The sequence below is a fragment of the Caulobacter sp. 05T431 genome, from assembly GCF_056665975.1.
Genome location: NZ_JBFTKU010000006.1, coordinates 157768 through 179176, shown reverse-complemented (window position 1 = coordinate 179176; position 21409 = coordinate 157768). Strand labels below are relative to the sequence as shown.

At 69.2% G+C, this 21409-nt stretch carries 21 protein-coding genes and 1 tRNA gene; 15 read left to right on the top strand and 7 right to left on the bottom strand.

Features of this window, described 5'->3' with window-relative positions; all coding sequences use genetic code 11:
- Window positions 1-147 precede the first annotated feature (147 nt).
- From AC1U89_RS08235 to AC1U89_RS08205, 7 genes are all read left to right on the top strand, one after another.
- A complete protein-coding gene (locus AC1U89_RS08235; RefSeq protein WP_479899228.1) occupies window positions 148-1197 on the top strand; it encodes a glycosyltransferase in 1050 nt (349 codons plus the stop codon).
- A gap of 44 nt (window positions 1198-1241) precedes the next feature.
- Window positions 1242-1318: transfer RNA gene (locus tag AC1U89_RS08230), tRNA-Met, on the top strand.
- 1259 nt (window positions 1319-2577) lie between these two features.
- Entirely contained in the window at window positions 2578-2997 is a 420-nt protein-coding gene (locus tag AC1U89_RS08225) for a YciI family protein (RefSeq protein ID WP_479899227.1), read from the top strand.
- Between the two features lie 3 nt (window positions 2998-3000).
- A complete protein-coding gene (locus AC1U89_RS08220) occupies window positions 3001-4263 on the top strand; it encodes an RNA polymerase sigma factor (protein ID WP_479899226.1) in 1263 nt (420 codons plus the stop codon).
- Window positions 4264-4333: 70 nt separating this feature from the next.
- Complete coding sequence (locus AC1U89_RS08215) at window positions 4334-4765, top strand: YybH family protein (RefSeq protein ID WP_479899225.1); 432 nt, start codon at window positions 4334-4336, stop codon at window positions 4763-4765.
- Between the two features lie 23 nt (window positions 4766-4788).
- A complete protein-coding gene (locus tag AC1U89_RS08210) occupies window positions 4789-5217 on the top strand; it encodes a VOC family protein (protein WP_479899224.1) in 429 nt (142 codons plus the stop codon).
- A 56-nt stretch (window positions 5218-5273) separates the two neighbouring features.
- Window positions 5274-5801, top strand: coding sequence for an SRPBCC family protein (locus AC1U89_RS08205; protein WP_479899223.1), 528 nt, complete (start codon window positions 5274-5276; stop codon window positions 5799-5801).
- Window positions 5802-5813: 12 nt separating this feature from the next.
- On the opposite strand, the gene AC1U89_RS08200 is transcribed toward AC1U89_RS08205, so the two are convergent.
- The gene (locus tag AC1U89_RS08200; RefSeq protein ID WP_479899222.1) at window positions 5814-6806 is read right to left on the bottom strand and encodes a glucokinase; all 993 of its coding nucleotides are present in this window, start codon (window positions 6804-6806) and stop codon (window positions 5814-5816) included.
- A 224-nt stretch (window positions 6807-7030) separates the two neighbouring features.
- Between AC1U89_RS08200 and AC1U89_RS08195 the strand changes: the two genes are divergently transcribed.
- Entirely contained in the window at window positions 7031-7384 is a 354-nt protein-coding gene (locus tag AC1U89_RS08195; RefSeq protein WP_479899221.1) for a PilZ domain-containing protein, read from the top strand.
- 83 nt (window positions 7385-7467) lie between these two features.
- On the opposite strand, the gene AC1U89_RS08190 is transcribed toward AC1U89_RS08195, so the two are convergent.
- Together AC1U89_RS08190 and AC1U89_RS08185 are read right to left on the bottom strand one after the other, a co-directional pair.
- Entirely contained in the window at window positions 7468-7908 is a 441-nt protein-coding gene (locus tag AC1U89_RS08190; protein WP_029914447.1) for a helix-turn-helix domain-containing protein, read from the bottom strand.
- Window positions 7909-8097: 189 nt separating this feature from the next.
- Window positions 8098-8922 (bottom strand): acyl-homoserine-lactone synthase, encoded by an 825-nt coding sequence (locus tag AC1U89_RS08185; RefSeq protein ID WP_479899220.1) that lies wholly within the window; start codon window positions 8920-8922, stop codon window positions 8098-8100.
- Between the two features lie 133 nt (window positions 8923-9055).
- Here AC1U89_RS08185 and AC1U89_RS08180 point away from each other — a divergent pair, with 133 nt between their 5' ends.
- The 3 genes from AC1U89_RS08180 (at window position 9056) to AC1U89_RS08170 (ending at window position 12450) form a co-directional block, all read left to right on the top strand.
- The gene (locus tag AC1U89_RS08180; protein ID WP_479899219.1) at window positions 9056-9385 is read left to right on the top strand and encodes an Mpo1-like protein; all 330 of its coding nucleotides are present in this window, start codon (window positions 9056-9058) and stop codon (window positions 9383-9385) included.
- Between the two features lie 91 nt (window positions 9386-9476).
- Window positions 9477-11465, top strand: coding sequence for a protein meaA (locus AC1U89_RS08175; RefSeq protein WP_479899218.1), 1989 nt, complete (start codon window positions 9477-9479; stop codon window positions 11463-11465).
- Between the two features lie 142 nt (window positions 11466-11607).
- A complete protein-coding gene (locus AC1U89_RS08170) occupies window positions 11608-12450 on the top strand; it encodes a hypothetical protein (RefSeq protein WP_479899217.1) in 843 nt (280 codons plus the stop codon).
- Window positions 12451-12484: 34 nt separating this feature from the next.
- Here the strand turns inward: AC1U89_RS08170 and AC1U89_RS08165 are convergent, their stop codons facing one another.
- Together AC1U89_RS08165 and AC1U89_RS08160 are read right to left on the bottom strand one after the other, a co-directional pair.
- Window positions 12485-13207: a hypothetical protein gene (locus tag AC1U89_RS08165; RefSeq protein ID WP_479899216.1), complete on the bottom strand. Its 723-nt coding sequence runs from the start codon at window positions 13205-13207 to the stop codon at window positions 12485-12487.
- A gap of 48 nt (window positions 13208-13255) precedes the next feature.
- Window positions 13256-14644 carry an MFS transporter gene (locus AC1U89_RS08160; protein ID WP_479899215.1) on the bottom strand — a complete coding sequence of 463 codons (1389 nt, stop codon included), beginning with the start codon at window positions 14642-14644 and terminating at the stop codon, window positions 13256-13258.
- A gap of 141 nt (window positions 14645-14785) precedes the next feature.
- Here AC1U89_RS08160 and AC1U89_RS08155 point away from each other — a divergent pair, with 141 nt between their 5' ends.
- Entirely contained in the window at window positions 14786-15538 is a 753-nt protein-coding gene (locus AC1U89_RS08155; protein WP_479899214.1) for an extensin-like domain-containing protein, read from the top strand.
- Between the two features lie 148 nt (window positions 15539-15686).
- Here the strand turns inward: AC1U89_RS08155 and AC1U89_RS08150 are convergent, their stop codons facing one another.
- Window positions 15687-16169 carry an SRPBCC family protein gene (locus AC1U89_RS08150; protein WP_479899213.1) on the bottom strand — a complete coding sequence of 161 codons (483 nt, stop codon included), beginning with the start codon at window positions 16167-16169 and terminating at the stop codon, window positions 15687-15689.
- Between the two features lie 191 nt (window positions 16170-16360).
- On the opposite strand from AC1U89_RS08150, the gene AC1U89_RS08145 reads away from it, so the two are divergent.
- The 3 genes from AC1U89_RS08145 (at window position 16361) to AC1U89_RS08135 (ending at window position 20668) form a co-directional block, all read left to right on the top strand.
- Window positions 16361-17104, top strand: coding sequence for a hypothetical protein (locus AC1U89_RS08145; protein WP_479899212.1), 744 nt, complete (start codon window positions 16361-16363; stop codon window positions 17102-17104).
- An 80-nt stretch (window positions 17105-17184) separates the two neighbouring features.
- The gene (locus tag AC1U89_RS08140; protein WP_479899211.1) at window positions 17185-17952 is read left to right on the top strand and encodes an SDR family oxidoreductase; all 768 of its coding nucleotides are present in this window, start codon (window positions 17185-17187) and stop codon (window positions 17950-17952) included.
- 151 nt (window positions 17953-18103) lie between these two features.
- Window positions 18104-20668, top strand: coding sequence for a response regulator (locus tag AC1U89_RS08135; RefSeq protein ID WP_479899210.1), 2565 nt, complete (start codon window positions 18104-18106; stop codon window positions 20666-20668).
- 72 nt (window positions 20669-20740) lie between these two features.
- Here AC1U89_RS08135 and AC1U89_RS08130 read toward each other — a convergent pair whose 3' ends face one another.
- A complete protein-coding gene (locus AC1U89_RS08130) occupies window positions 20741-21349 on the bottom strand; it encodes a DUF2306 domain-containing protein (protein ID WP_479899209.1) in 609 nt (202 codons plus the stop codon).
- Window positions 21350-21409 lie beyond the last annotated feature (60 nt).

Genomic DNA, 21409 nt, shown 5'->3' with positions numbered 1-21409 from the left:
ATTGGTCAGGTGACTACGTTGTCATCGTGACGCGCCGTTGTCATCCAGATCGTTTGACAGCTGTCATCCCGGCGGCGCGTTGACTTCCCGTCTTCGCCCGACGAAGGTCCGGCCTCGCCAGCCGCTGGCGTCCCTGGGGAGCCCGCCTTGACCGCCATCCTGCACGCCATGTTGGGCAAGGGCCTGGGCGGCCTGGAGCAGGTGTTCCTCGACTACCAGCCGATCCTCGAGGCCTACGCCGCCGCGCATGGCGGCACGGCGACGGGCGTGGTGCGGGCCGGCGGCAAGGTCGCGGTCCAGCAGGCCGGACGCGTTCCGCCCCTGGCGACCCTGCCGGCCTATACCGACTGGGACCCGATCACGGTGGGCGCGGCCCGCAGGCTGGTCCGGGCCACGGCGCCGGACCTGATCCTCAGCCACGGCCAGCGTCCGGCCCGCCTGATGGCCAAGGTCGCGCCGCCGAAGACCGTGCTGGCGATCTGCGTGCACAAGCCGGCCTTCGATATCGAGACCACGCGCACCCACTATGTCTGCGTCGGCCGGCACCTGGCCGAGCTGGCGGTCGAGCGCGGCGCGCCGGCCGAGCGCGTGCACTTCGTGCCCAACGCCGTGAAGCCGCCCGCCGTCCTGGCCACGCCCTTCCGCGACGGGATCTGCGCGCCGCGCATCGTCGCCGCCGGCCGGCTGCATCCCAAGAAGGGCTTCGACGTGCTGATCGCCGCCCTGGCGCTGCTGCGCGACCAGAACCAGAACTTCGTCTGCGAGATCGCCGGCGAGGGCGACGAGCGGGCCAAGCTGGAGGGGCTGATCGCCCAGCACGGCCTGGGAGAGCGCGTGCGGCTGGTCGGCTGGCGCGACGCCCCCGCCTTCCTGGCCACCGGCGACGTCTTCGCCTTCCCCTCGTACCAGGAGGGCTTCCCGCTGGTGCTGCTGGAGGCCATGGCCGCCGGCCTGCCGGTGGCGGCCAGCGCGATTCCCGGGCCCGTGGAGATGATCGGCGAAGGCGTCGACGGCGTCCTGGTCCCGCCCGGCGACCCGGCCGCCCTGGCGGGGGCCCTGGCCGGCCTGATCGCCGCCCCGGAAAAGGCCGTGGCCCTGGGGGCGGCGGCCCGCGCCAAGGTCCTGGGCGACTACGGTCCGGAAAGCCTGAAGCGACGTCTCGACGCGGTGCTAAATCTGATGCTCGGACGGACTTGAAGCCGCCCCCGCTTTGCGCTTATAAGCCCGCCTCCGCTTCGTGCGGCTGGGTAGCTCAGATGGTTAGAGCGGTGGATTCATAACCCACAGGTCGGCGGTTCGATCCCGCCCCCAGCCACCACCTCGGATTTCCTACAGGACGTTGCTTTGTTGCCTTTATCGGCGTTTGCCGATGAGTCCGTTGGACCTATCCGTCAAATCCTGCCGATAGTCCGTCGAGTTGATCTCGCCTTTGACTGTTGTGCACTCCATCCTGCGGCTCCCCAGAGCATGAACAGGGGAAGAGGGCGGAAATGTCGAACACGGTTCCTGGCTGGAGTGGAGCTCTCGCGGGTGTCGCGATAGCCGCGGTGGCGTGCACCATCGGATATTGGTGGGACCTCACGAGATGGCTCGATGATTTCGACTATCTCTCCGGATGGGCCCAAGCGGTTGGTTCAGTCTGCGCGATTTTCGGAACAGCCTGGTTGGCGGGGCGACACCACGAGCGCGTAAGCGCCGATAGGGCTCGCGATGAAATGATCGCGGTGCGCAACCTCGCCCATGTGCCGGTAAGGTTCACTCGGCACGTGCTCAAGCTGGAGAGGGACGGCCTCCACATCGCGCGCGGGCATGTCTCGGAGTATTTCGCCAGTCAGTTCGACGTTTGCCAACGAGCTGCAGACGCTATTTCGCCAGCTCAGACAATTTCGCCCTCGCTGGTTGATACGATCATAGAGGTACAGAATCAGTTCCGCAGGTTTCAGACTCGCTTCCGGGCCAAGCGGCCCCGCTCTCAGCGAGACAGAAATCACATTGACCATGAGATCGACGTTGCTGCGCGGGAGCTCGACAGACGTTTGGACATCCTGGACCAAAGGGCGCGGGCTATGGGAGCTATACCCGGCCCTGACGGTGTGTTCCTCTCCCCTGCGGAAGATCGCGCTAATAGAAGAGCGTTGGGCAACGACCGCCGTATTTAGGTCGATCGCAAGTTAGCGGCTCTTTGCGTTCATGCCGGTCGGTCCGCTGCCAACGCCGGACGCATCCAGGCGACTAGCCCTCAATCCTGGAAATACCGCCGCCGAACCCCACGCCGCTTGCGGCGTAGCGAGTCGATTCGGGGGGCGAGGCTCGGCCAGGCCAGCATGCCGAGCAGGAACACGATGATGAACGTCGAAATCCACAAAGTCACGCGTACGGCTCCTGGCTTGCGAGCGCCTCCTCCCCTTTGCCGTTTTCCATTTATGGTTTTGTGTCGGCGGTCCGACGATCAAGGAACGCCTGGGCGAAAATAGGGCTCCTTGACCGTGGCGGAAACGGGGGAGCCTTATTTTTCCTGGCCGCGCTGTCGGATTGCCGAGGTCCTGATCGTCCTGGCTACGACAAGGTGCGCAGCCGATGCTCTATGCCATTCTTTGCTACAATTCCGAGGACGTGGTCGGGGCCTGGACGCCGGCGGAGGACGCCGTGGTCATGGCGCGGCTGGGGACGGTCGAGGCCGGCCTGGCCGCTCTGGACCGCCTGGGCGCGGTGGCCCGCCTGCTGCCGACCACGGCCGCCGTCACCCTGCGCAAGGGGCGGCTGGCCGAGGCGCGCGAGCACCTGGTGATCGACGGTCCGTTCGCCGAGACCAAGGAGCAGTTGCTGGGCTTCTACGTGGTCGATTGCGGCGACCTGGACGGGGCGATCGCGGTGGCCCGCGACCTGGCCGTGGCCAATCCCGACCGGGGCGCCTATGAAATCCGCCCGCTGGCCGTCTATCGTCCCGGCGGCCTGGGCGAGGCGCGCCCCAGGCGGGCCGTCCATACGAGGGGCTGAGGCATGACCATCGCCAATATCGACGCGGCCTGGATCGACGCGGCCCTGACGGCGGCCCGGCCCCAGGCGGTGGCCGCCCTGCTGCGCTATTTCCGCGACTTGGACACCGCCGAGGAGGCCTTCCAGGACGCCTGCCTGCGGGCGCTGAAGGCCTGGCCCAAGAACGGTCCGCCGCGCGACCCGACGGCCTGGCTGATCCTGGTCGGCCGCAACGCCGCCCTGGACGGGGTGCGCAAGCAGAGCAAGTCGGCGCCGCTGCCGGCCGAGGAGCTGATCTCGGACCTCGAGGACGCCGAGGCCGCCCTGGTCGACCGGCTGGACGGCGAGCACTATCGCGACGACGTGCTGCGGCTGCTGTTCATCTGCTGCCATCCCGACCTGCCGGCGACCCAGCAGGTGGCCGTGGCCCTGCGCATCGTCTCGGGCCTGTCGGTCAAGCAGATCGCCCGCGCCTTCCTGGTGGGCGAATCGGCGATGGAGCAGCGGATCACCCGGGCCAAGGCCAAGATCGGGGCGGCCGACGTGCCGTTCGGCGCGCCGGGCCTGGAGGAGCGCGAGCAGCGCCTGAGCACCGTGGCGGCCATGGTCTACCTGGTCTTCAACGAGGGCTATTCGGCCGGCGGCAAGGAGCTGCTGACGCGCGGCTCGCTGTGCGGCGAGGCCATCCGTCTGGCGCGGCTGCTGCTGCGGCTGTTCCCCGGCGAGCCGGAGATCATGGGCCTGACCGCCCTGCTCCTGCTGCAGCACGCCCGCGCTCCGGCCCGGTTCGACGCCGACGGGGCGGTGGTGTTGCTGGAGGAGCAGGACCGGAGTTTGTGGAACCAGCGGATGATCGCCGAGGGCCTGGCCCTGATCGACAAGGCCGTCCGCCACCGCCGACCCGGGCCCTATCTGGTCCAGGCCGCCATCGCCGCCGAGCACGACCGGGTCGAGCGGGCCGAGGACACCAACTGGGCGCGGATCGACCTGCTGTACGGCGACCTGGAGCAGCTGGCCCCGTCGCCGGTGGTCACCCTGAACCGCGCCGTGGCGGTGTCGAAGGTGGCCGGACCCGAGGCGGCCCTGGAGATGATCGAGCCCCTGGCCCCCAAGCTGTCGGGCTATTTCCACTTCTTCGGCCTGCGGGGCGGGCTGCTGTTCCAGCTGGGACGGCGGGACGAGGCCAAGGTCGCCTTCGACCAGGCCATCGCCTTGGCCAACACCGCCGCCGAGGCCGCCCACATCCGCCTGCACCTGGACCGGCTGCTGAAGGAAAGCGCCGGCTAGAAAGTTTCCGGGCCGGTGTCGGGAGGGCGACGCGGCGTTCGTCCTCTGGCTGAACCGAACGGAGACCGCCATGACCGACGCCGCCGAAGAGGTCGCGATCCGCCGCCTGATCGACGCCTGGACGCAAGGCCTGCACGACAAGGACGCCGAGGCCGTCGCGGCCTGCGGGGACAAGGGCCTGGTCGTCTATTCCCTGGCCCCGCCGCTGGCGGCGCCCGACGACGGCGGCGAGGGGCTGGCGGCCTGGTTCGACACCTGGTCCAGCCCCATCGGCTACGCTTTCCGGGACCTGGTGATCGCCGCGTCCGGCGACGTCGCCTTCGCCCACGGCCTGGCCCACATGACCGGAACCAAGACGGGCGGCGAGACCCCGGACCTCTGGTTCCGCTGCACCCTGGGCCTGCGCAAACTGAGCGGCGCCTGGAAGATCGTCCACCAGCACGAGTCCGTGCCCTTCCTGATGGACGGCAGCTTCAAGGCCGCCGTCGATCTTCAGCCCTGACCCCAGATCGGAGAGGAACGACCATGACCGACGCCCAGCAACCGCCGCCCAAGCTGCCGCCCGTTTCCGGCGGCATCGTGCCCTATCTGTCGCCCAGCAACGCGACCGCCACCGAGGCGGCCGCGTTCTACGCCAAGGCCTTCGGCGCCGAGGAGCTCTACAGCATCCCGCCGGACGAAAAGGGCCGGACGATGCACATCCATCTGCTGATCAACGGCAATTCCCTGATGCTCAGCGACTTCTATCCTGAGCACGGCTATCCGCCGGAGAAGCCGGGCGCCTTCAACCTGCACCTCCAGGTCGACGACGTGGACGCGTGGTTCGAGCGCGCCGTGGCCGCCGGCTGCACGGTGTCCCTGCCGGTGCAGCTGATGTTCTGGGGCGACCGCTACGGCCAGCTCAAGGACCCCTACGGCTTCTCGTGGTCGATCGCCACGACGCCCAAGGCCTAGCCCGAACATGAGGCGGGGCCGCCAAGGTCCCGCCCGCCAGCAAAGAGGGGAAACCAATGCTCAAGATCATCGCCATCGTCGTCGTCGTCGCGATCGTCGCCGTGCTCGCCTACGCGACGACCCGACCCAACACCTTTCGCGTCTCCCGCTCCATCGTGATCAAGGCGCCGCCGGAAAAGATCTACGCCCTGATCGCCGACTTCCATAAGTGGCGCGCCTGGTCGCCGTACGAGAACCTCGACCCGGCCTTGACCCGCACCTATGGCGGCTCGGCCAGCGGCCTGGGCGCGACCTACGCCTGGACCGGCAACGGCAAGGCCGGGGCGGGGAAGATGGAGATCGTCAAGGCGGCCGCCCCCGGCGAGCTGAACATCAGCCTGGACTTCACCAAGCCGTTCGAAGCCCACCACAAGGCGATCTTCACCCTGGTCCCCGAGGGCGACGCCACCCGCGTCACCTGGGCGATGGAAGGCGCCTCCCCCTTCATGTTCAAGCTGATGGGCCTGGTGCTCGACATGGACAAGATKATCGGCAAGGACTTCGAAGCCGGCCTGGCCAGCCTGAAGACGGAAGCGGAGACCTAGGGCGACCTGCCCTCAGCAATCCAGGAACTTCACCTCCGACGCGCCGTAGCGCATGTCGCTGGGGGTGAACAGGCTGGACAGGCCCAGCAGGGCGGGGCGGCCGGGCATGCGGAACACCGGCACCTCGGCCAGGTAGTAGCTCATCCGCCCCTTGGCCCGGTAGCGGCGCGCGAAGGCTTCGCGGTCCAGCAGACTGTCGATGGTCTCCAGCAGGGGGCTGTTCAGGAACACCCCGCCGCGGGCCGCGAACAGCAGGGCCATGTCGCCGGCGAAACCGCCCAGGAGCGCGCTGAAGATCGAGATCGCCTCGCGGGCCTTGGCGTCGCCGGCGCGCGCCAACTCGATGATAACGTTGTCATTTTCGGGTACGACGAGAGGATCCCCGTCGCCGACCAGCGCGCAGTGGATGTCGCTGAGGCCTTCCTTGGACAGCAGGCGCTCGGCCGAGACCTCGCCGTGGCGGGCGCGGACGGCCGAGAAGACCGGGGCCTCGCGCGCCTCGACCGGGCAGAAGTCCATGTGGCCGCCTTCGCTGGGCACGGCCAGCCAGCCGTCGCCGCGCAGGGGGGCCAGGCCCGCCACGCCCAGGCCGAGGTTCGGGCCGAGCACGGCGATGGCGGCGTTGCGGGCGGCCTTGCCGGGATGGATCACGGTCAGGTCGGCCTCGGCCACCTTGGGCGCGCCCATGGCGCAGGCGGTGAAGTCGTTGACCAGATAGACCCGGGGCGTGCGCAGGACGCTGCGCAGCCAGGTCAGGGACAGGCTCAGGCCGGTGGCGGTGACGATCACCGTGCCGTCGATCTCCGGGCCCGCCGCGGCGATCGCCGCGCCGACCAGGGCGTCGGGCTCCAGCTCGGCCAGGACAGACTTGAGGCCGGCCTCCAGCTCCAGCGGGGTCGAGCCGGGCAGGACGCGATGCTCGCCGGGGCTGTCGCCCGGCCGGGCCAGGGCGACGATCAGATCGCGGCCGTTCACGTCGGCCAACAGCGCCACGCCGTGGGTCATCGGGCGGTCCTTTTTGTTTCCCCGGGGCGGCCGGTCTGCGCCGGCCTGGTCCCATCATAGCGCCAAGCGGGTTACTCGCTAAATAACCGCGTTCGCGGAGGGTTCCCTGGCGGCATGCGAGGGGCGGCGTTTTGCTGGGGAAAACCGCCGGTTGCGGCGTGGTCAGCGGGAAATAAACCTTGCCGCTGCACCACCGATTAACGGCGCCGCGCGTTGTTAGGGGCATGTCGAAGTTTGGTTCCGACGGGATGGCCGACCGCCGCGCCGGTCCCCGCACTGCGATGCAAACCCCCGCCAAGGTGCTGTGCGGCGCCTTCGCGTGGGACTGCGTCGTGCGCGATCAGTCGGACACGGGCCTGCGCATCCAGATGCTGTCCAGCGCCATACCGCCGTCCAGCGTCCAGCTGGTCGACCTGGTGTCGGGCTACGCCCACGAGGTGAAGGTGGTCTGGCAGAAGGACCGCGAGTTCGGGCTGAAGATCCTGCGCAGTCACGATCTGCGCGGCCTGGCGCCGGCCTCGCTGCAGACGGCCAAGCGCATCTGGCAGGCCAGCCCGCGGCGCGCCTCGGCCGGCTGAGGCCCCAAGCCGACCCCTGAAACGCGATCGGGCCCCGGCGGGGGAGCCGGGGCCCGAACAGGCTACTTCGTCGTTACCGACGCTTAGGCGGCGGCGTTCTCGGCGCGGGCGGCTTCCTCGGCCATGGCGCGGACCAGGTCCAGGACCTGACGGCGCACGCGGCCGCGGCCGATCTTCGGGAACACCTCGGCCAGTTCCAGACCCTCGGGGGTGGTCAGGAATTCCTGGACGATGCGCTCGGCCTGTTGACCGATCTCGTCGCCGTCCGAACCGTCCATCGGGTCGGCCAGGCCGTCGAAGAAGAACGACACCGGGACCTGCAGGGTCTTGGCGATCTCATACAGCTTGGAGGCGCTGACGCGGTTGGCGCCGCGCTCGTACTTCTGCACCTGCTGGAAGGTCAGGCCCAGCGAGTCGGCCAGTTGTTCCTGGCTGACGCCCAAAAGCTTGCGACGCATCCGGACGCGGCCGCCAACGTGCAGATCGACGGGATTCGGGCGTCGGCCCTCGGTTTCTTCGCTCAAGTTTCGCCTCCAAAGGTTGTCCGTGCACCATGCCACGTCCAACACGTTCATGGAACGGCGGTGCGGCAAGGCGCGGCGTTAGGTCGCTGAGGTTTAGCTAATTAACCCCAAGCTGACGCTAACGCACGGACGTACACGCCTAGATCGAGGCGATTTCCAGGCAAAATTGTTTCGGCGCCGCAGCAGGGGCTAGGCGTTGAGTCGTTCCGCGGGCGGAGCAGCGTCGCGTTCGGCCCAGATTCGGCGGGCCTGGAGGCTGGTGTCGTTGAGCCGATACAGGGTCTCGGCCGCCAGCGCCTCGTCGCGGGGCGAGCCCGGGTCGAACTGCGGGGTCTGGGCGCGGATCACCTGGTGCTGGACGGCCGCCAGGCCGCCGAACGCGCGCAGGTCCAGCTCGTCGACATGGTAGCCCACCGGGCCGTCGACCCCGATCGCCTCGCGCACCCGGTCCAGCAGGGCGTCGGAAAGGGCGATCTCGGAACCGGCCACCACGCCGAACGCGTAGGGCCGGGGCAGGCCGACCAGCCGCGTGTCGATCGGCGAGTTCAGGATCCCGGGATACAGCGCCATGTCGATCATGCCGACGAAGCGCTCGACGCCGTTGACCAGGGCCAATTCCATGGCCGCGGCCCAGACCTCGAACACCCGCAGGCCCCGGTTCGGGCCCTTGCGGGCGCGATAGGCCTCGGTGGTGAACAGCCGCGTGGCTTCCCACACCGCCGGTCCCTTCTTCGGCGTCTCGTCCGGCGCGATCAGGTGGGGGAACTTGTCGGCCAGCATGCAGCGCTCTTCGGTGGGATGCAGGCGCAGGCCCACCTCCAGCCGCATGGCCGCGTMGAAGCCCAGCAGGTAGATGGCCTGGGCGTCGTCGTAGTCGTCGACCTCCCCGCCTTCCAGGACGACCAGGTCGACCCAGCCGTTCTTCTCGACGCACTGCTCGCGCCGCTGTTCGTGCATGGCCCACAGCTGCGGGCCGTAGAGGTGTCGGTTCTGCGAGGTGACGATGTGGATCATGGTCCGGCCCCCCGGCTGGTTGATAGGGGGCATTAGGCGGCCGATCCTCCGCGCGACGCGATAGGCCAAACGGCCTATGCCAAGCTTGCGCCGCCCCTTGCAACCAAACCCGGTCGGGCGGATCATCGGCGCCATGACGGCGCATGATCATCCGGCCAAGGCGGGGGAACGCTACCGCACCTTCGCGGCCTTCTACCCGTTCTACCTGACCGAACACGTCAACCGGACCAGCCGGCGGCTGCACGTGGTCGGCACGACCCTGGTCATCGCGGCCCTGGTCTGCGGCGTCCTGCTCGACTGGCGGTTCTTCGTCGCCGCGCCCTTCGTCGGCTACGGCTTCGCCTGGGTCGGGCACTTCGTGTTCGAGAAGAACCGGCCGGCCACGTTCAAGTACCCGCTCTACAGCCTGGCCGGCGATTTCCGGCTGTGGTTCGAGGTGGTGACGGGCAAGCGCCCCTTCTGAGCCCCGCCTTCGCCCTTGCGATGTTGCGTTGCAGCAAAACCCGGTTCATGATCGTTGGTAATTAAGAACAACGATAAACGGGAAGCGCAGGATGTCAGCCAAGCCGTTCCAGCACGCGCCGGACGCGCCCTGGATCTTCCGCACCTATGCGGGGCACTCCACGGCCGAGAAGTCCAACGCCCTCTACCGCGCCAACCTGGCCAAGGGCCAGACCGGTCTTTCCGTCGCCTTCGACCTGCCCACCCAGACCGGCTATGACGCCGACCACATCCTGGCGCGGGGCGAGGTGGGCAAGGTGGGCGTGCCGATCGCCCATCTGGGCGACATGCGGACCCTGTTCGACGGCATCCCGCTGGACCAGTCCAACACCTCGATGACCATCAACGCCCCGGCCGCCTGGCTGCTGGCGATGTACGTGGCCCTGGCCGACGAGCAGGGCGCCGACCGCGGGCTGCTGCAGGGCACCACCCAGAACGACCTGATCAAGGAATATCTGAGCCGCGGCACCTACATCTTCCCGCCGGAGCCGTCCCTGCGGCTGATCGGCGACATGATCGCCTGGTGCTACCGCGAGGTTCCCAAGTGGAACCCGATGAACGTTTGCAGCTACCACCTGCAGGAGGCGGGGGCGACGCCGGAGCAGGAGCTGGCCTTCGCCCTGGCCACGGCCATCAGCGTGCTCGACACCGTCAAGGCCGGCGGCCAGGTTCCCGACGAGGACTTCGAGATCGTCGCCTCGCGCATCAGCTTCTTCGTCAACGCCGGCGTGCGGTTCGTGACCGAGCTGTGCAAGATGCGGTCGTTCACCCGCCTGTGGGACCAGATCCTGCTCGAGCGCTACGGCGTGCAGGACAAGAAGGCCCGGCGCTTCCGTTACGGCGTGCAGGTCAACAGCCTGGGCCTGACCGAGCAGCAGCCCGAGAACAACGTCTACCGCATCCTGATCGAGGCCCTGGCCGTCACGCTCAGCAAGGACGCCCGCTGCCGGGCCCTACAACTGCCGGCCTGGAACGAAGCGCTTGGCTTGCCGCGCCCGTTCGACCAGCAGTGGTCGCTGCGGCTTCAACAGGTGCTGGCCTACGAGACCGACCTGCTGGAATACGAGGACCTGTTCGACGGCAGCCACGTGGTGGAGGCCAAGGTGGCCGAACTCAGCAAGGGGGCGCTGGAGCAGCTGGCCCTGATCGACGACATGGGCGGGGCCAGCGACGCCATCGACTACATGAAGACCCAGCTGGTGGCGTCGAACGCCGCGCGGGTGCGCTCGGTCGAGACCGGCGACCTGACCGTGGTGGGCGTCAATCGCTGGACCGACACCGAAGCCTCGCCGCTGGCGGCCGGAGGCAAGGCCATCGAGACGGTCGATCCGCTGCTGGAGGCGGGCGTCGTCGAGCGGCTGAAGGCCTGGAAGGCGGCTCGCGATCCCGCCGCCGTCGAGGCGGTCCTGGCCGATCTGAAGGCCGCCGCGCGCGATGGCCGAAATATCATGGAGTCCTCGATTTCCGCCGCCAAGGCGGGCGTCACCACCGGCGAGTGGGCTGGGGCGCTGCGCGAGGTGTTCGGTGAGTATCGCGGGCCCACCGGCGTGGCCGTGGTCGTCTCGACCGGCGAGGCCGAGGACGTCGAGGCGGTGAAGGCGCAGGTCGAGCGGGTGTCCCAGGTGCTGGGCCGCACCCTGACCTATCTGGTCGGCAAGCCGGGCCTGGACGGCCACTCCAACGGCGCCGAACAGATCGCCACCCGCGCCCGCGCCTGCGGCATGGAGGTGATCTATGACGGCATCCGCTCGACGCCGGAGGAGATCGTCCGCCGCGCCAAGGAGGGCCGCGCCCACGTGGTGGGGCTGTCGATCCTGTCGGGCTCGCACCTGGATCTGGTCCAGGAGGTGGTCCGCCTGATGCGCGCCGAGGGCCTGGGCCACATCCCGGTGGTGGCCGGCGGCATCATCCCCGACGGCGACGCCCTGATCCTCAAGCAGATGGGCGTGGCGCGGATCTACACGCCCAAGGATTTCAAGATCACCGAGATCATGGGCGACGTGGTCAGGCTGGTGGAGGACGCCGCGCTGGCGGAGGCCTGAGGGGCGGCGGGCCGCTTGCCCACCGTGAAGCTTCCCGCCTAGATTGAAGGCATGAGTTTCCCGGCGCCTACTCCGACATCGACGCGACCTCACGCCTGCGGCGCGACCGACATCGTCGAAGCCGATCTCTGAGGAACGACCGTTGGAACAGCTGAAATCCCTGACCAAGGTCACCGACGGCAAGATCTCGCCGCTGGCGGGCGACGCGGCGTACAACTTCGCGCTCTTCCTGCCGTGGGGCGGGCTCTCGCTTGGCCTGCACGTCGTCTCCGGCGGGGGGCTGACCATCTTCCTGGTGTTGGGGATCGCCGCGGCCGGAGCGTTCGCGTTGGTTCCGGACGCGGCGGAGCGCCCCGCGCCGGGCGTCTGGCTGACCGGACGCAAGGCGCTGTGGAAGCGCTGGATCGACCGGGCCGGGACACTGACGGGAACGGGCGTTTCGGCTCTGGCCGCGCTGATCGCCGGCCTCAAGGGCGCCTCGGCCTGGGGGACGGGTTATCTGTGGATCGTGACGGCGGTCTTCGCGGTCCAGGCCGGATACCTGTTCTGGCGCGGGCGCGCCTTCCCGAAGCGTGAGGTCGAACTGCGCATCGACGCCGAGGGTGTCTACAGCCGGGCGCTGGGCGGGACCCTGACCTGGGACCAGATCGAACGGATCGCGCCGCGCGAGCGTGGAGATCGCCAGTTGGTGCGCCTGGTGGTCGGCCCCAACAGCCTGAAGGCCCTGCCGTCCTCCCGTCGCGAACAGGGCGGACCGATCGTGCTTGGCCTGAGCGAGATCCTGGTGTCACGGGAAGAGGTCGTGGCGGCGATGGTCGCGGTCCGGCCGTCGCTCGAAGCGGTGGTCGAGGCGGCAGGCAATGCCTCGGACACCGCCATGGTCCAGCCGATCATCGGCGCCGCCACAGACGACTCCCCGCCCGACGAGGTGGCGGTGCTCGCCCCCGTCCTGGTGGGCGTCGCCATCGGTGGAATGATGAACTGAGGCGTCCTGAGGGCCCGGACGGACCTCGGACCTCTCAGCACTTCGGGACCGGCAGCCTGTAGCCGATGGCCACCGCGGTGGGCTTGATCTTGTCGAAGGCGGCGACGGCGGCGCGGTCGAAACGGGCGTCGCACTGGTAGCGGGCCCCGGCGACGTAGTCGGGACCGCCGCCGTCGTGCATCGCCGAGGTCCAATGGGTCAAGGCGGTCCGACGCGGCGCGTCGTCGATCGCCACGTCCAGTTCGACCTCCAGATGGGCCAGCAGGTCCGATCCCACGAAGTGCTCGTGGAGGGTGGGCGTCGCGCCGTCCGGACAGGTGTCCAGGCAGTCGGCGGTGATCTTGTCGTTGCCGGTGATGCGGTTGTTGAAGTCGCCCATCGTCATGGCGCTGGCGGTCGGGAAATCGAACGGGAAGACGAAGAAGCGGTTGAGGTCCACCGTGCACGTCTTGCCGAGGGACAGTTTCAGGCCGGTCACCGTCGTGCCCGTGGTCAGGGCGCTGACCGCGCAGCCGTCGACCTGATAGTCACGCCGCCCGTCGGGCCAGACCTTGAGGGCGGGGCCGGTGAACGTCTCGAACGCCGCGACCTCCACCGACAGCATGGCGGGGCTCATCACGTTCAGGAGCTTGGTGTCGTCGGGCGGGGCGGCCTGTCGTGGATGGCGGGCGACCGCGCGGGCGTCGCCGGGCGCGAGGAGGGACAGGACGGCGGTCGCCAGGACCAGGCCCGTCGTCGCGCCGCCGATACGTCTCATCCCCCATCTCCCGCCCGCCTGCTTACGACAGGATGGTCCGGGATTGCGTCACAAGCTTGGCTGGGGACGTCCCAGTCGCCAGGCCGCCAGCAGGCCCACCACCGCCAGCGGCAGGAAGGCGTAGAACAGCAGCAAGCCGTGGGCCAGGCCGCCCTCCGGCGTGACCCCGTGCGCGAAGCCCAGGGCGTTGGCCAGGGCGCCGGCGGCGGCCGCGCCCGTGGCGCCGCCCATCAGCTGGGTGGTGGGCACGGCGGCCGAGGCCAGGGGCTGCTCCTCGATCGGCGCGCCGCCGATCACCCGCTTGGCCAGGAAGGCCCAGCAGATCCCGAAGCCCGCGCCCAGCAGCACCATCGAAGCGGTGATGCCGATGAGCCCCCCGCGAACCATCTCGAACGCGCCCCAGGCGACGCCCGCGGCGATGACCACGGCGCCCAGGCGGATGGCCAGCCCCTCGTGCCGGGGCTTGAGGCCCGCGACCACGAACGACAGCGCCGTCCAGCCCGCCGCGATGCCGCCGATCACGTAGCCGCTCAGCAAGGGGCCGGCGCCGTGCAGCGCCTGGATGAAGGTCGGGCCGTAGACCGAGAAGCCCACCGTCGCGGCTTCGCAGAAGAAGATCACCATCAGCCCCAGGCCCGTGGCGGTGCGCAGGTCGCCGGCCGCGCGGGGCAGCAGGCGATCGGCCGTGCGGCCGTTGACCAGCAGCATGACGGCCAGGGCCAGGGTTCCCAGCATCGCGCAGACGGCGGCCGTGACCTGGCCGGGCACGACCCCGGCGGCGGCGATCAGGGTGACGCCCACGGTCAGCAGGGCCAGCTGCCGCTTGGGGATGCGCCCGCCCTCGGGGGCCTTGGGGGCCGACGGCACCATGACCAGCACCGCGCCCACGAAGATCACGGCCTGGACCACGAAGAACCAGAACGCCCCGCGCCAGAAGCCGGCCTCGGCGAACAGGCCGCCGCACAGCGGTCCCAGCAGGGTGGCCGCCCCCCAGACCCCGGCGATCGCCCCGTAGACGCGCGGCCACAGGCTTTCGGGGAACATGGCGCTGATCGCCACGTAGCAAAGCGAGACGATCGCCCCCGCGCCCAGGCCCTGGACCAGCCGGCCGGCCACGAAGGTCAGGAATCCCGGCGCCAGGGCCCCCATGGCGCAGCCGATCGCGTAGACCACCCCCGCCAGGGCGGTGGCGCGGCGCAGGCCGAAGCGGATCGACAGCTTGCCCGCGCACGCCCCCGCCAGGATCGAGCCCAGCAGGAAGGCGGCGATCGACCAGCCGAAATACTGGAAGCCGCCGATCTCCTTGGCGACGCTGGGCATGATCGTCACCGTCACCAGGGTGTCGGCGGCGTTCAGCCAGATTCCCAGGCACAGTAGGGCGAAGCGCGGGGCCAGTTCGGCGTTCAGCAGGCCGCGCCAGCTGTTGGTGGGGGTCATGAGTGTCTCCGGGACGCGGTAGATGGCCCTTTCCGGACGACAAGCCAAGCCTTCGGAAGCCCTCGCTCCGGGGAGAGGGTTGTCTATGGCCAAGTCCTAAGGCAAGGCTTGGCCGTTAACCTTTCAGGCGCTCCCCCCGCCATGGCCTATCGCGTTCCGCGACATCAGAGCGTCGAGCATCGCACGCGCCGCCAGAACCGGCTGGCGGGGCTGACGGCGCTGGTCCTGCTGTGGTCGCTGGTGCTGGTCATGGCCCTGGTGGCCGAGCGCGGCATCGCCCGCCAGCACCTGCCGTGGAAGCCGCTCAGCATCGTCGACCCGGTGGGCATGGCCACGCGGATCAAGGCGGCGCGGGCCGGCGCCGACCCCGCCACCTGCCGGGCGATCCTGCGCAAGGCGGGCCTGTCGTACGAGGAGGTCCCGGAGACCACCGACGGCGGCTTCTGCATCGTGCGCGACGCCCTGAAGATCGACGGCGGCATGGCCGGCCTGTCGCCGACGGACGCGCCGATGGTCTGCAAGGAGGCCCTGGCCCTGTCGATCTGGGAGCGCCAGGTGGTGCAGCCGGCCGCCTACGAGGTGCTGGGTCAGGGCGTGGTCGGCCTGGAGCACTACGGCACCTATTCGTGCCGGCGGCAGTACGGCAAGACGGCGGGCCCGGTCAGCGAGCACGCCACCGCCGACGCCATCGATCTGGCCGGCTTCAAGCTGGCCGACGGCCAGACGGTCTACGTGGCCCGCGACTGGAACGATCCGGGGCCCAAGGGCCAGTTCCTGCGCCGCGTGCGGGACGGGGCCTGCCGAGTGTTCATCACCACGCTGAGCCCCGACTTCAACGCCGAGCACCACGACCACTTCCACCTGGACATGCACGGGTGGAGCAAGTGCGCGTAGTAATCAAATAACTCCGCTCATCCCGGCGAATGCCGGGACCCAGATCCCATGGCGGTGTGGATGATTGGAGAAGCTCGGCGCTCTTGGCGTCAGCCTCAAAGCCATTCCATCTGGGTCCCGGCATTCGCCGGGATGAGCGGAATCCAGATCAGAACGTCTTCGCCACCTCGGCCAGCTGGTCGGCGACGATGCCCCAGCCTTCGTGGAAGCCCATCTGCTCGTGGGTCTTGCGGTCCTCGACGGTCCAGTGGCGGGCGGTGGCGGTGTAGCGGGTCGTGCCGTCGCCCAGGTCGTCGAACTCGATGGTCGCGACCATGAACGGCTTGCCCGCCGGGACCCAGCCCGAGGCGAAGGCGTCGGTGAAGACCAGGCGCTTGTTCGGGACGACCTCGAGGAAAAGGCCCGGATTGGGGACCTCCTCGCCGTTCGGGCCCTGCATGACGATTAGGCTGGAGCCGCCAGGGCGGATGTCCATCTCGGCGTGCGAGACGGTCCAGGGCTTGGGGCAGAACCATTCGTTCATGCGCTCGGGCGTGGTCCAGCACTTGAACAGCTTGTCGGCGGGCACGTCGAGGACGCGGGTCAGCACCAGTTCGCGGTCGGCGATGGGCGAAGGGGCGGGGGTGTCCATGGCGTTTCTCCAAGGGGATTGGGTGTTGCGCCCGAAGGACGGCCACCGTGTCGGCGATCCGACATGGCCCGCGAACTTTTGTCGAGACCGCGCCCCGATGGCGAGAAGCCGAGGCCCGTCTCGGGTGTTCACCTGATTTACCCCTCGGCTGGACAGTTCAGGCTCTCCCCGGGTCGCCAGGGAGCGGGTTGATGAAGGTTGCGGTGGTTCTGGGCTGCGCCGCGGCGCTGGCCCTGGGGGCGAGCGCCGTCGAGGCCAGGGCCGACGACGACGTGACGTTCCGCATGGGCACCTATGTCTGGCTGCCCAGCGTCAAGGGGCCGCTGGGGCTGAACGCCGATCGGCCCACCCCCGTGCTGGGCGACGGCAATATCCTGGATAACCTGCAGTTCTTCGGCTTCGGCGTGGCCGAGCTCAGCAAGGACCGGATCGGGGCCCTGGTCGATTTCGCCTATGTCGACATCGGCTTCGGCGACGACGTCGAGCTGCCGCCAGCCTTGCCCCTCAAGCCCGACCTCGACACCAAGGCGATGGTGGGCAGCGTGAACGGCTTCTACCGGGTGGTCGACGGCGACAAGTGGGACGTGGACCTGACCGCCGGCGTCCGGGGCTACTGGCTGGAGACCGACTTCACGCTCAGCGCGCCCAACACCGACCTGATCGACGCCAGCGCCGACACCAACTGGTTCGACGGCGTCATCGGCGCGCGGGCCCGCGGCCAGTACGGCAAGTGGGGCTTCATGGGCCAGATCGACAGCGGCTGGGGCAGCGACACCACCAGTTGGCAGGGCCAGGGCATGGTCGAGTACGACGCCTCCAGCCATTGGCGGCTGATGGGCGGCTATCGCTTCCTGCATTTCGAGAACGACAAGGGTCGCCGCAACGTCGACCTGGACCTGAAGGGACCGCTGTTCGGCTTCACCTACCGCTTCTGAGGCGGCTTGACCTGGCCGGGCCTTCCTCCCAATGTGCCGGCAATTCAAACAATCGTTTTGATGTTCGCCGGGAGCGCGCCATGACCAACCTCTTCGACCTCGCCGGCAAGGTGGCGATCATCACCGGCAGCTCGCGTGGCATCGGCAAGGCGATCGCCCAGCGCATGGCCGAGCACGGGGCCAAGGTGGTGATCTCGTCGCGCAAGGCCGGTCCCTGCGACGAGGTTGCGGCCGAGATCAACGCCCAGCACGGCGAGGGGACGGCGATCTCGGTCCCGGCCAACATCGGCTCGAAGGAGGACCTGCAGCGGCTGGTGGACGAGACCCGCAAGGCGTTCGGCAAGATCGACATCTGCGTCTGCAACGCCGCCTCCAACCCCTATTACGGCCCGCTGTCGGGCATCGCCGACGACCAGTTCCGCAAGATCCTGGACAACAACATCATCAGCAACCACTGGCTGATCGCGATGGTCGCCCCGGAGATGCGCGAGCGGAAGGATGGCTCGATCATCATCGTCAGCTCGATCGGCGGCCTGCGCGGCAACGCCATCATCGGGGCCTACAACATCTCCAAGGCCGCCGACTTCCAGCTGGCCCGCAACCTGGCCCACGAGTTCGGCCCCGACAACGTGCGGGTCAACTGCATCGCGCCGGGCCTGATCAAGACCGACTTCGCCAAGGCGCTGTGGGACGATCCGGCGACCCTGGAGCGCTCGACCAAGGGCGTGCCGCTGCGCCGGATCGGCGAGCCCGACGAACTGGCCGGGGCGGCCGTCTATCTGGCCTCGAAGGCCGGCAGCTTCATGACCGGACAGGCCCTGGTGGTGGACGGCGGGGCCACGATCTAGCGGCGCCGCGAGGCGGGGCGGACGCCGCCGCGAAAGGGCGATATTTGCCCCCGCTGGAGTCATCTGGGGACAGAACGTCGCGCCACGTCGATCTTAACTTTGGATACAGGCCGTTTTCGTACCTTGCCAAGGTTCACCAGGAAACCACGGCTTGCGGCGCTACGTCCTGTTCCTCGCGGCGATCGCAACCCTGTTCGTCGCAAGCGGCGGAACGGCGTTCGCCCGTTCGCAGCAGTCGGCCAAGCTGGACGCCCTGTACCGCGAAATCAGCCGCGACGAGATCAAGCCGCCCGCCCGCGAGAACGACGACATCGAGCGCGTCGGACGCCGGGCGCTGAAGCAGCACGGCGACAAGCGCCTCTACGGCCTGTGGTCGGTGCTCTACGCCTACAAGAGCAACCAGGTGCAGCCGCAGTTCGACGACTGGGCCCGCCGCGTGCGCCGCGTCGCCAAGGATGAGGACGACGCCGAGCTGCTGAACCTGGTCGACCTGCTGACCACGGCCTACCGCCACGAGTCGGGCGGGTTCCGCACGTTCAACGACGCCGACTGGGTGCGTTACCTGGAGCGCTCGGGCCCCAACATCCGGATGATGGCGACGATCGAGCGCATCCGCAGCCTGGGCCGCTCGGGCCATTGGGCCGAGGCCTCGCGCCTGGCGACCGAGGTCATGGGCCAGCTGGAGCGCAAGGGCGCCGTGGCCCGGCCGATGCTGGCCGAGGCCCACCAGGTGCACTCCTACACCCTGTCCTACATCGGCGATAAGGAAGGCGCGCTGGACCACATGAGCGCCGCCGCCCGCCTGGACGAGGGCAACGCCTTCTACATGCGCAAGGTCGAGCGCATCTACGACATCGCCTACACCGCCGCCGAGGTGGGCGAACTGGACGCCGCCGAGCACTTCGCGGGCGTCCACCACCACATGACCGAGGCCGCCGGCGATCCGGACCTGAAGACCTGGGATCGCTATCTCTGCGCCCGCATCGCCAACGCCCGCCGCGCGCCGACCCGGGTCCTCAAGTGCCTGGAGGCGGGCGCGTTCGAGATCGACCATCCGACCAACCGCCTGACCGGCCTCAGCCTGCGGCTGCGGGCCCAGGCCCGGGCCGAGCTGGGCCAGGCCGCCGCCGCCCGGGCCGACCTGGACGTCGCGCGGGCCATCCCCCTGGAGACCCTGGAGCGCGATCCCCAGGCCGAGCTGCTGGTCAGCGCCTATATCGCCCTGGCCGAGCATCGCGGCGAGGACGCCTTCCACGACCTGGACCAGTGGCGGCGACAGGACCACGAGAAGACCCAGGCCGCCCTGACCCGCAACGGCGCCCAGATGGCCTCGGCTCTCGAGACCGAGCTGAAGTCCAAGCGCGACGAAAGCCGCCGCCTGACCGCCGAGGTCGAGCTGAACCGCCGCCTGGCCCACGCCTCGATCATCATCGCCATGCTGCTGGGCGTGCTGGTGCTGGGCGGCGTGGCCTGGGGCTTCTACCTGCGCCGGGCCTCGATGCGGCTGAAGGATGCCCGCGGCCGGGCCGAGGCGGCCAACGAGGCCAAGTCAGCCTTCCTGGCCGTGATGAGCCACGAGCTGCGCACGCCGCTGAACGGCATGCTGGGCATGGCCCAGGCCCTGCGGAGCGAGGCCCTGGACGCCCGCCAGCGCGAACAGGTCGAGCTGATGATCGACAGCGGCGACACCCTGCTGGTGCTGCTCAACGACATCCTGGACCTGTCCAAGATCGAGGCCGGCAAGCTGGAGATCGCCCCCACCGCCGGCGACATTGTTGGCGTCTGCGCGCGACTTGTCGGCGGCTACCAGCCGACGGCCCGGGAAAAGGGCGTCGAGCTGACCTTCACCGTGGCCGGCGATCCGCCGCCGATGCTGCTGTTCGACGCCGTGCGGGTGCGCCAGTGCCTGGCCAACCTGCTGTCCAACGCCCTGAAGTTCACGGTGGTGGGCCGCGTGGACGTGACCCTGGCCTGGGCGCCCGATCCGCAGACGGGGCGCACGGCGATCAGCCTGACGGTCGCCGACACCGGCATCGGCATGAGCCCGGCCACCCTGTCCAAGCTGTTCGGCGCCTTCACCCAGGCCGACGCCTCGACCACCCGCACCTTCGGCGGCACGGGCCTGGGCCTGAACATCACCCGCCGCCTGGCCGAACTGATGGACGGCGAGATTCGGGTCGACAGCCGCGAGGGCCGGGGCTCGACCTTCGAGCTGGACTTCCAGGTCGACGTCGCGGCCGCCGGGACGGCCGAGGCCGGCGCGGCCGCCTTCGGCGCCCCGGGCGAGGAGGAGACGCTGTCGCCCCTGCACGGCCGCCGGGTGCTGGTGGTCGACGACCATCCGGTGAACCGCCGGGTCATCAAGCTGTTCCTGGCCCCGTTCGACTGCGACCTGGTCGAGGTCGAGAACGGCCGCGAGGCCCTCGACGCCCTGGAGGCCGAGGCCTTCGACCTGGTGCTGATGGACGTCAACATGCCGGTGATGGACGGGCTGGAGGCCACGCGGCGCCTGCGCCGCGATCCGCGCTGGACCGCCCTGCCGGTCATCGCCCTGACCGCCGACGTCATGCGCACCCAGATCGACACCTGCCTGGAGGCGGGCATGGACGCCCACATCGCCAAGCCGATCGACCTGCGCGACCTGCTGTCGGTGATGGTCCAGGTGCTGGACCGGCGCGGCGTGACGCAGGCGGTCGGCGAGAGCGTGCTCGCCTGATACTCGCCCCCAATCGTCCGTCATTCCCGCCCTTGTGGCGGGAATGACGGATGAAAAGGGAGATGGCGTTGTCTACGTCATGGCCGTCTGCGTCCGGCCGCGCAGATAGAACTCGACCAGGATCAGATTCGGGATCCAGGACACGAACGCGGCGGCGCGATAGGCGTCGATGGACGCGACGCCCATCATCGGCAGCGCCACGATGTAGATCCGCAGGGTGACCGCGGCGAAGGTCATGGCGAACGAGCGCAGCATCCAGGCGCGGTGGTCGTCGAAGCGGCGCGCCACMGCCAGGCGCCAGCCCTGGACGTTGGCCGTGATCCAGCAGACCGCCAGGCTGGCGAAACCGACCGTGGCGATCGGACCGGCGGTCGAGCCGAACGCCATCACCAGCCCGCCGACCCCGCCCGCCAGGCAGCCGACCACATAGACCCGTCCCAGGGTGCGGTGCACGGCGGGGAACCGTCGGCGGACCCAGGGCAGGAACTGGAGCGGGCCGACCAGCAGGGCCGTCGCCGCTCCGGCCACGTGCACGTCCAGCCAGGGCCGGGCGAACAGGTTGGCCAGGATCTCGGGGCTCAGCAGCCCGATCCTTGGCAGGTAGCGATACGAGAAGATCGCCACGGCCGCGCTCAGCAGGGCGTACAGGGTCCAGAGGCTTCGGTTGAGAAGGCGGGTCATGCGGGTCTCCGAGTTTCGGCGGAGATTGCGAAGCTCGCCGACCGGCGCTAGGCGAGGTTG

Excerpts from the sequence above, each read along its gene's own strand:
- AC1U89_RS08225 (WP_479899227.1), top strand. The coding sequence starts at position 2,578 with ATGCTCTATGCCATTCTTTGCTACAATTCCGAGGACGTGGTCGGGGCC.
- AC1U89_RS08220 (WP_479899226.1), top strand. The coding sequence starts at position 3,001 with ATGACCATCGCCAATATCGACGCGGCCTGGATCGACGCGGCCCTGACG.
- AC1U89_RS08215 (WP_479899225.1), top strand. The coding sequence starts at position 4,334 with ATGACCGACGCCGCCGAAGAGGTCGCGATCCGCCGCCTGATCGACGCC.
- AC1U89_RS08210 (WP_479899224.1), top strand. The coding sequence starts at position 4,789 with ATGACCGACGCCCAGCAACCGCCGCCCAAGCTGCCGCCCGTTTCCGGC.
- AC1U89_RS08200 (WP_479899222.1), bottom strand. The coding sequence starts at position 6,806 with ATGACCCACGGCGTGGCGCTGTTGGCCGACGTGAACGGCCGCGATCTG.
- AC1U89_RS08195 (WP_479899221.1), top strand. The coding sequence starts at position 7,031 with ATGTCGAAGTTTGGTTCCGACGGGATGGCCGACCGCCGCGCCGGTCCC.
- AC1U89_RS08180 (WP_479899219.1), top strand. The coding sequence starts at position 9,056 with ATGACGGCGCATGATCATCCGGCCAAGGCGGGGGAACGCTACCGCACC.
- AC1U89_RS08175 (WP_479899218.1), top strand. The coding sequence starts at position 9,477 with ATGTCAGCCAAGCCGTTCCAGCACGCGCCGGACGCGCCCTGGATCTTC.
- AC1U89_RS08165 (WP_479899216.1), bottom strand. The coding sequence starts at position 13,207 with ATGAGACGTATCGGCGGCGCGACGACGGGCCTGGTCCTGGCGACCGCC.
- AC1U89_RS08160 (WP_479899215.1), bottom strand. The coding sequence starts at position 14,644 with ATGACCCCCACCAACAGCTGGCGCGGCCTGCTGAACGCCGAACTGGCC.
- AC1U89_RS08155 (WP_479899214.1), top strand. The coding sequence starts at position 14,786 with ATGGCCTATCGCGTTCCGCGACATCAGAGCGTCGAGCATCGCACGCGC.
- AC1U89_RS08150 (WP_479899213.1), bottom strand. The coding sequence starts at position 16,169 with ATGGACACCCCCGCCCCTTCGCCCATCGCCGACCGCGAACTGGTGCTG.
- AC1U89_RS08145 (WP_479899212.1), top strand. The coding sequence starts at position 16,361 with ATGAAGGTTGCGGTGGTTCTGGGCTGCGCCGCGGCGCTGGCCCTGGGG.
- AC1U89_RS08140 (WP_479899211.1), top strand. The coding sequence starts at position 17,185 with ATGACCAACCTCTTCGACCTCGCCGGCAAGGTGGCGATCATCACCGGC.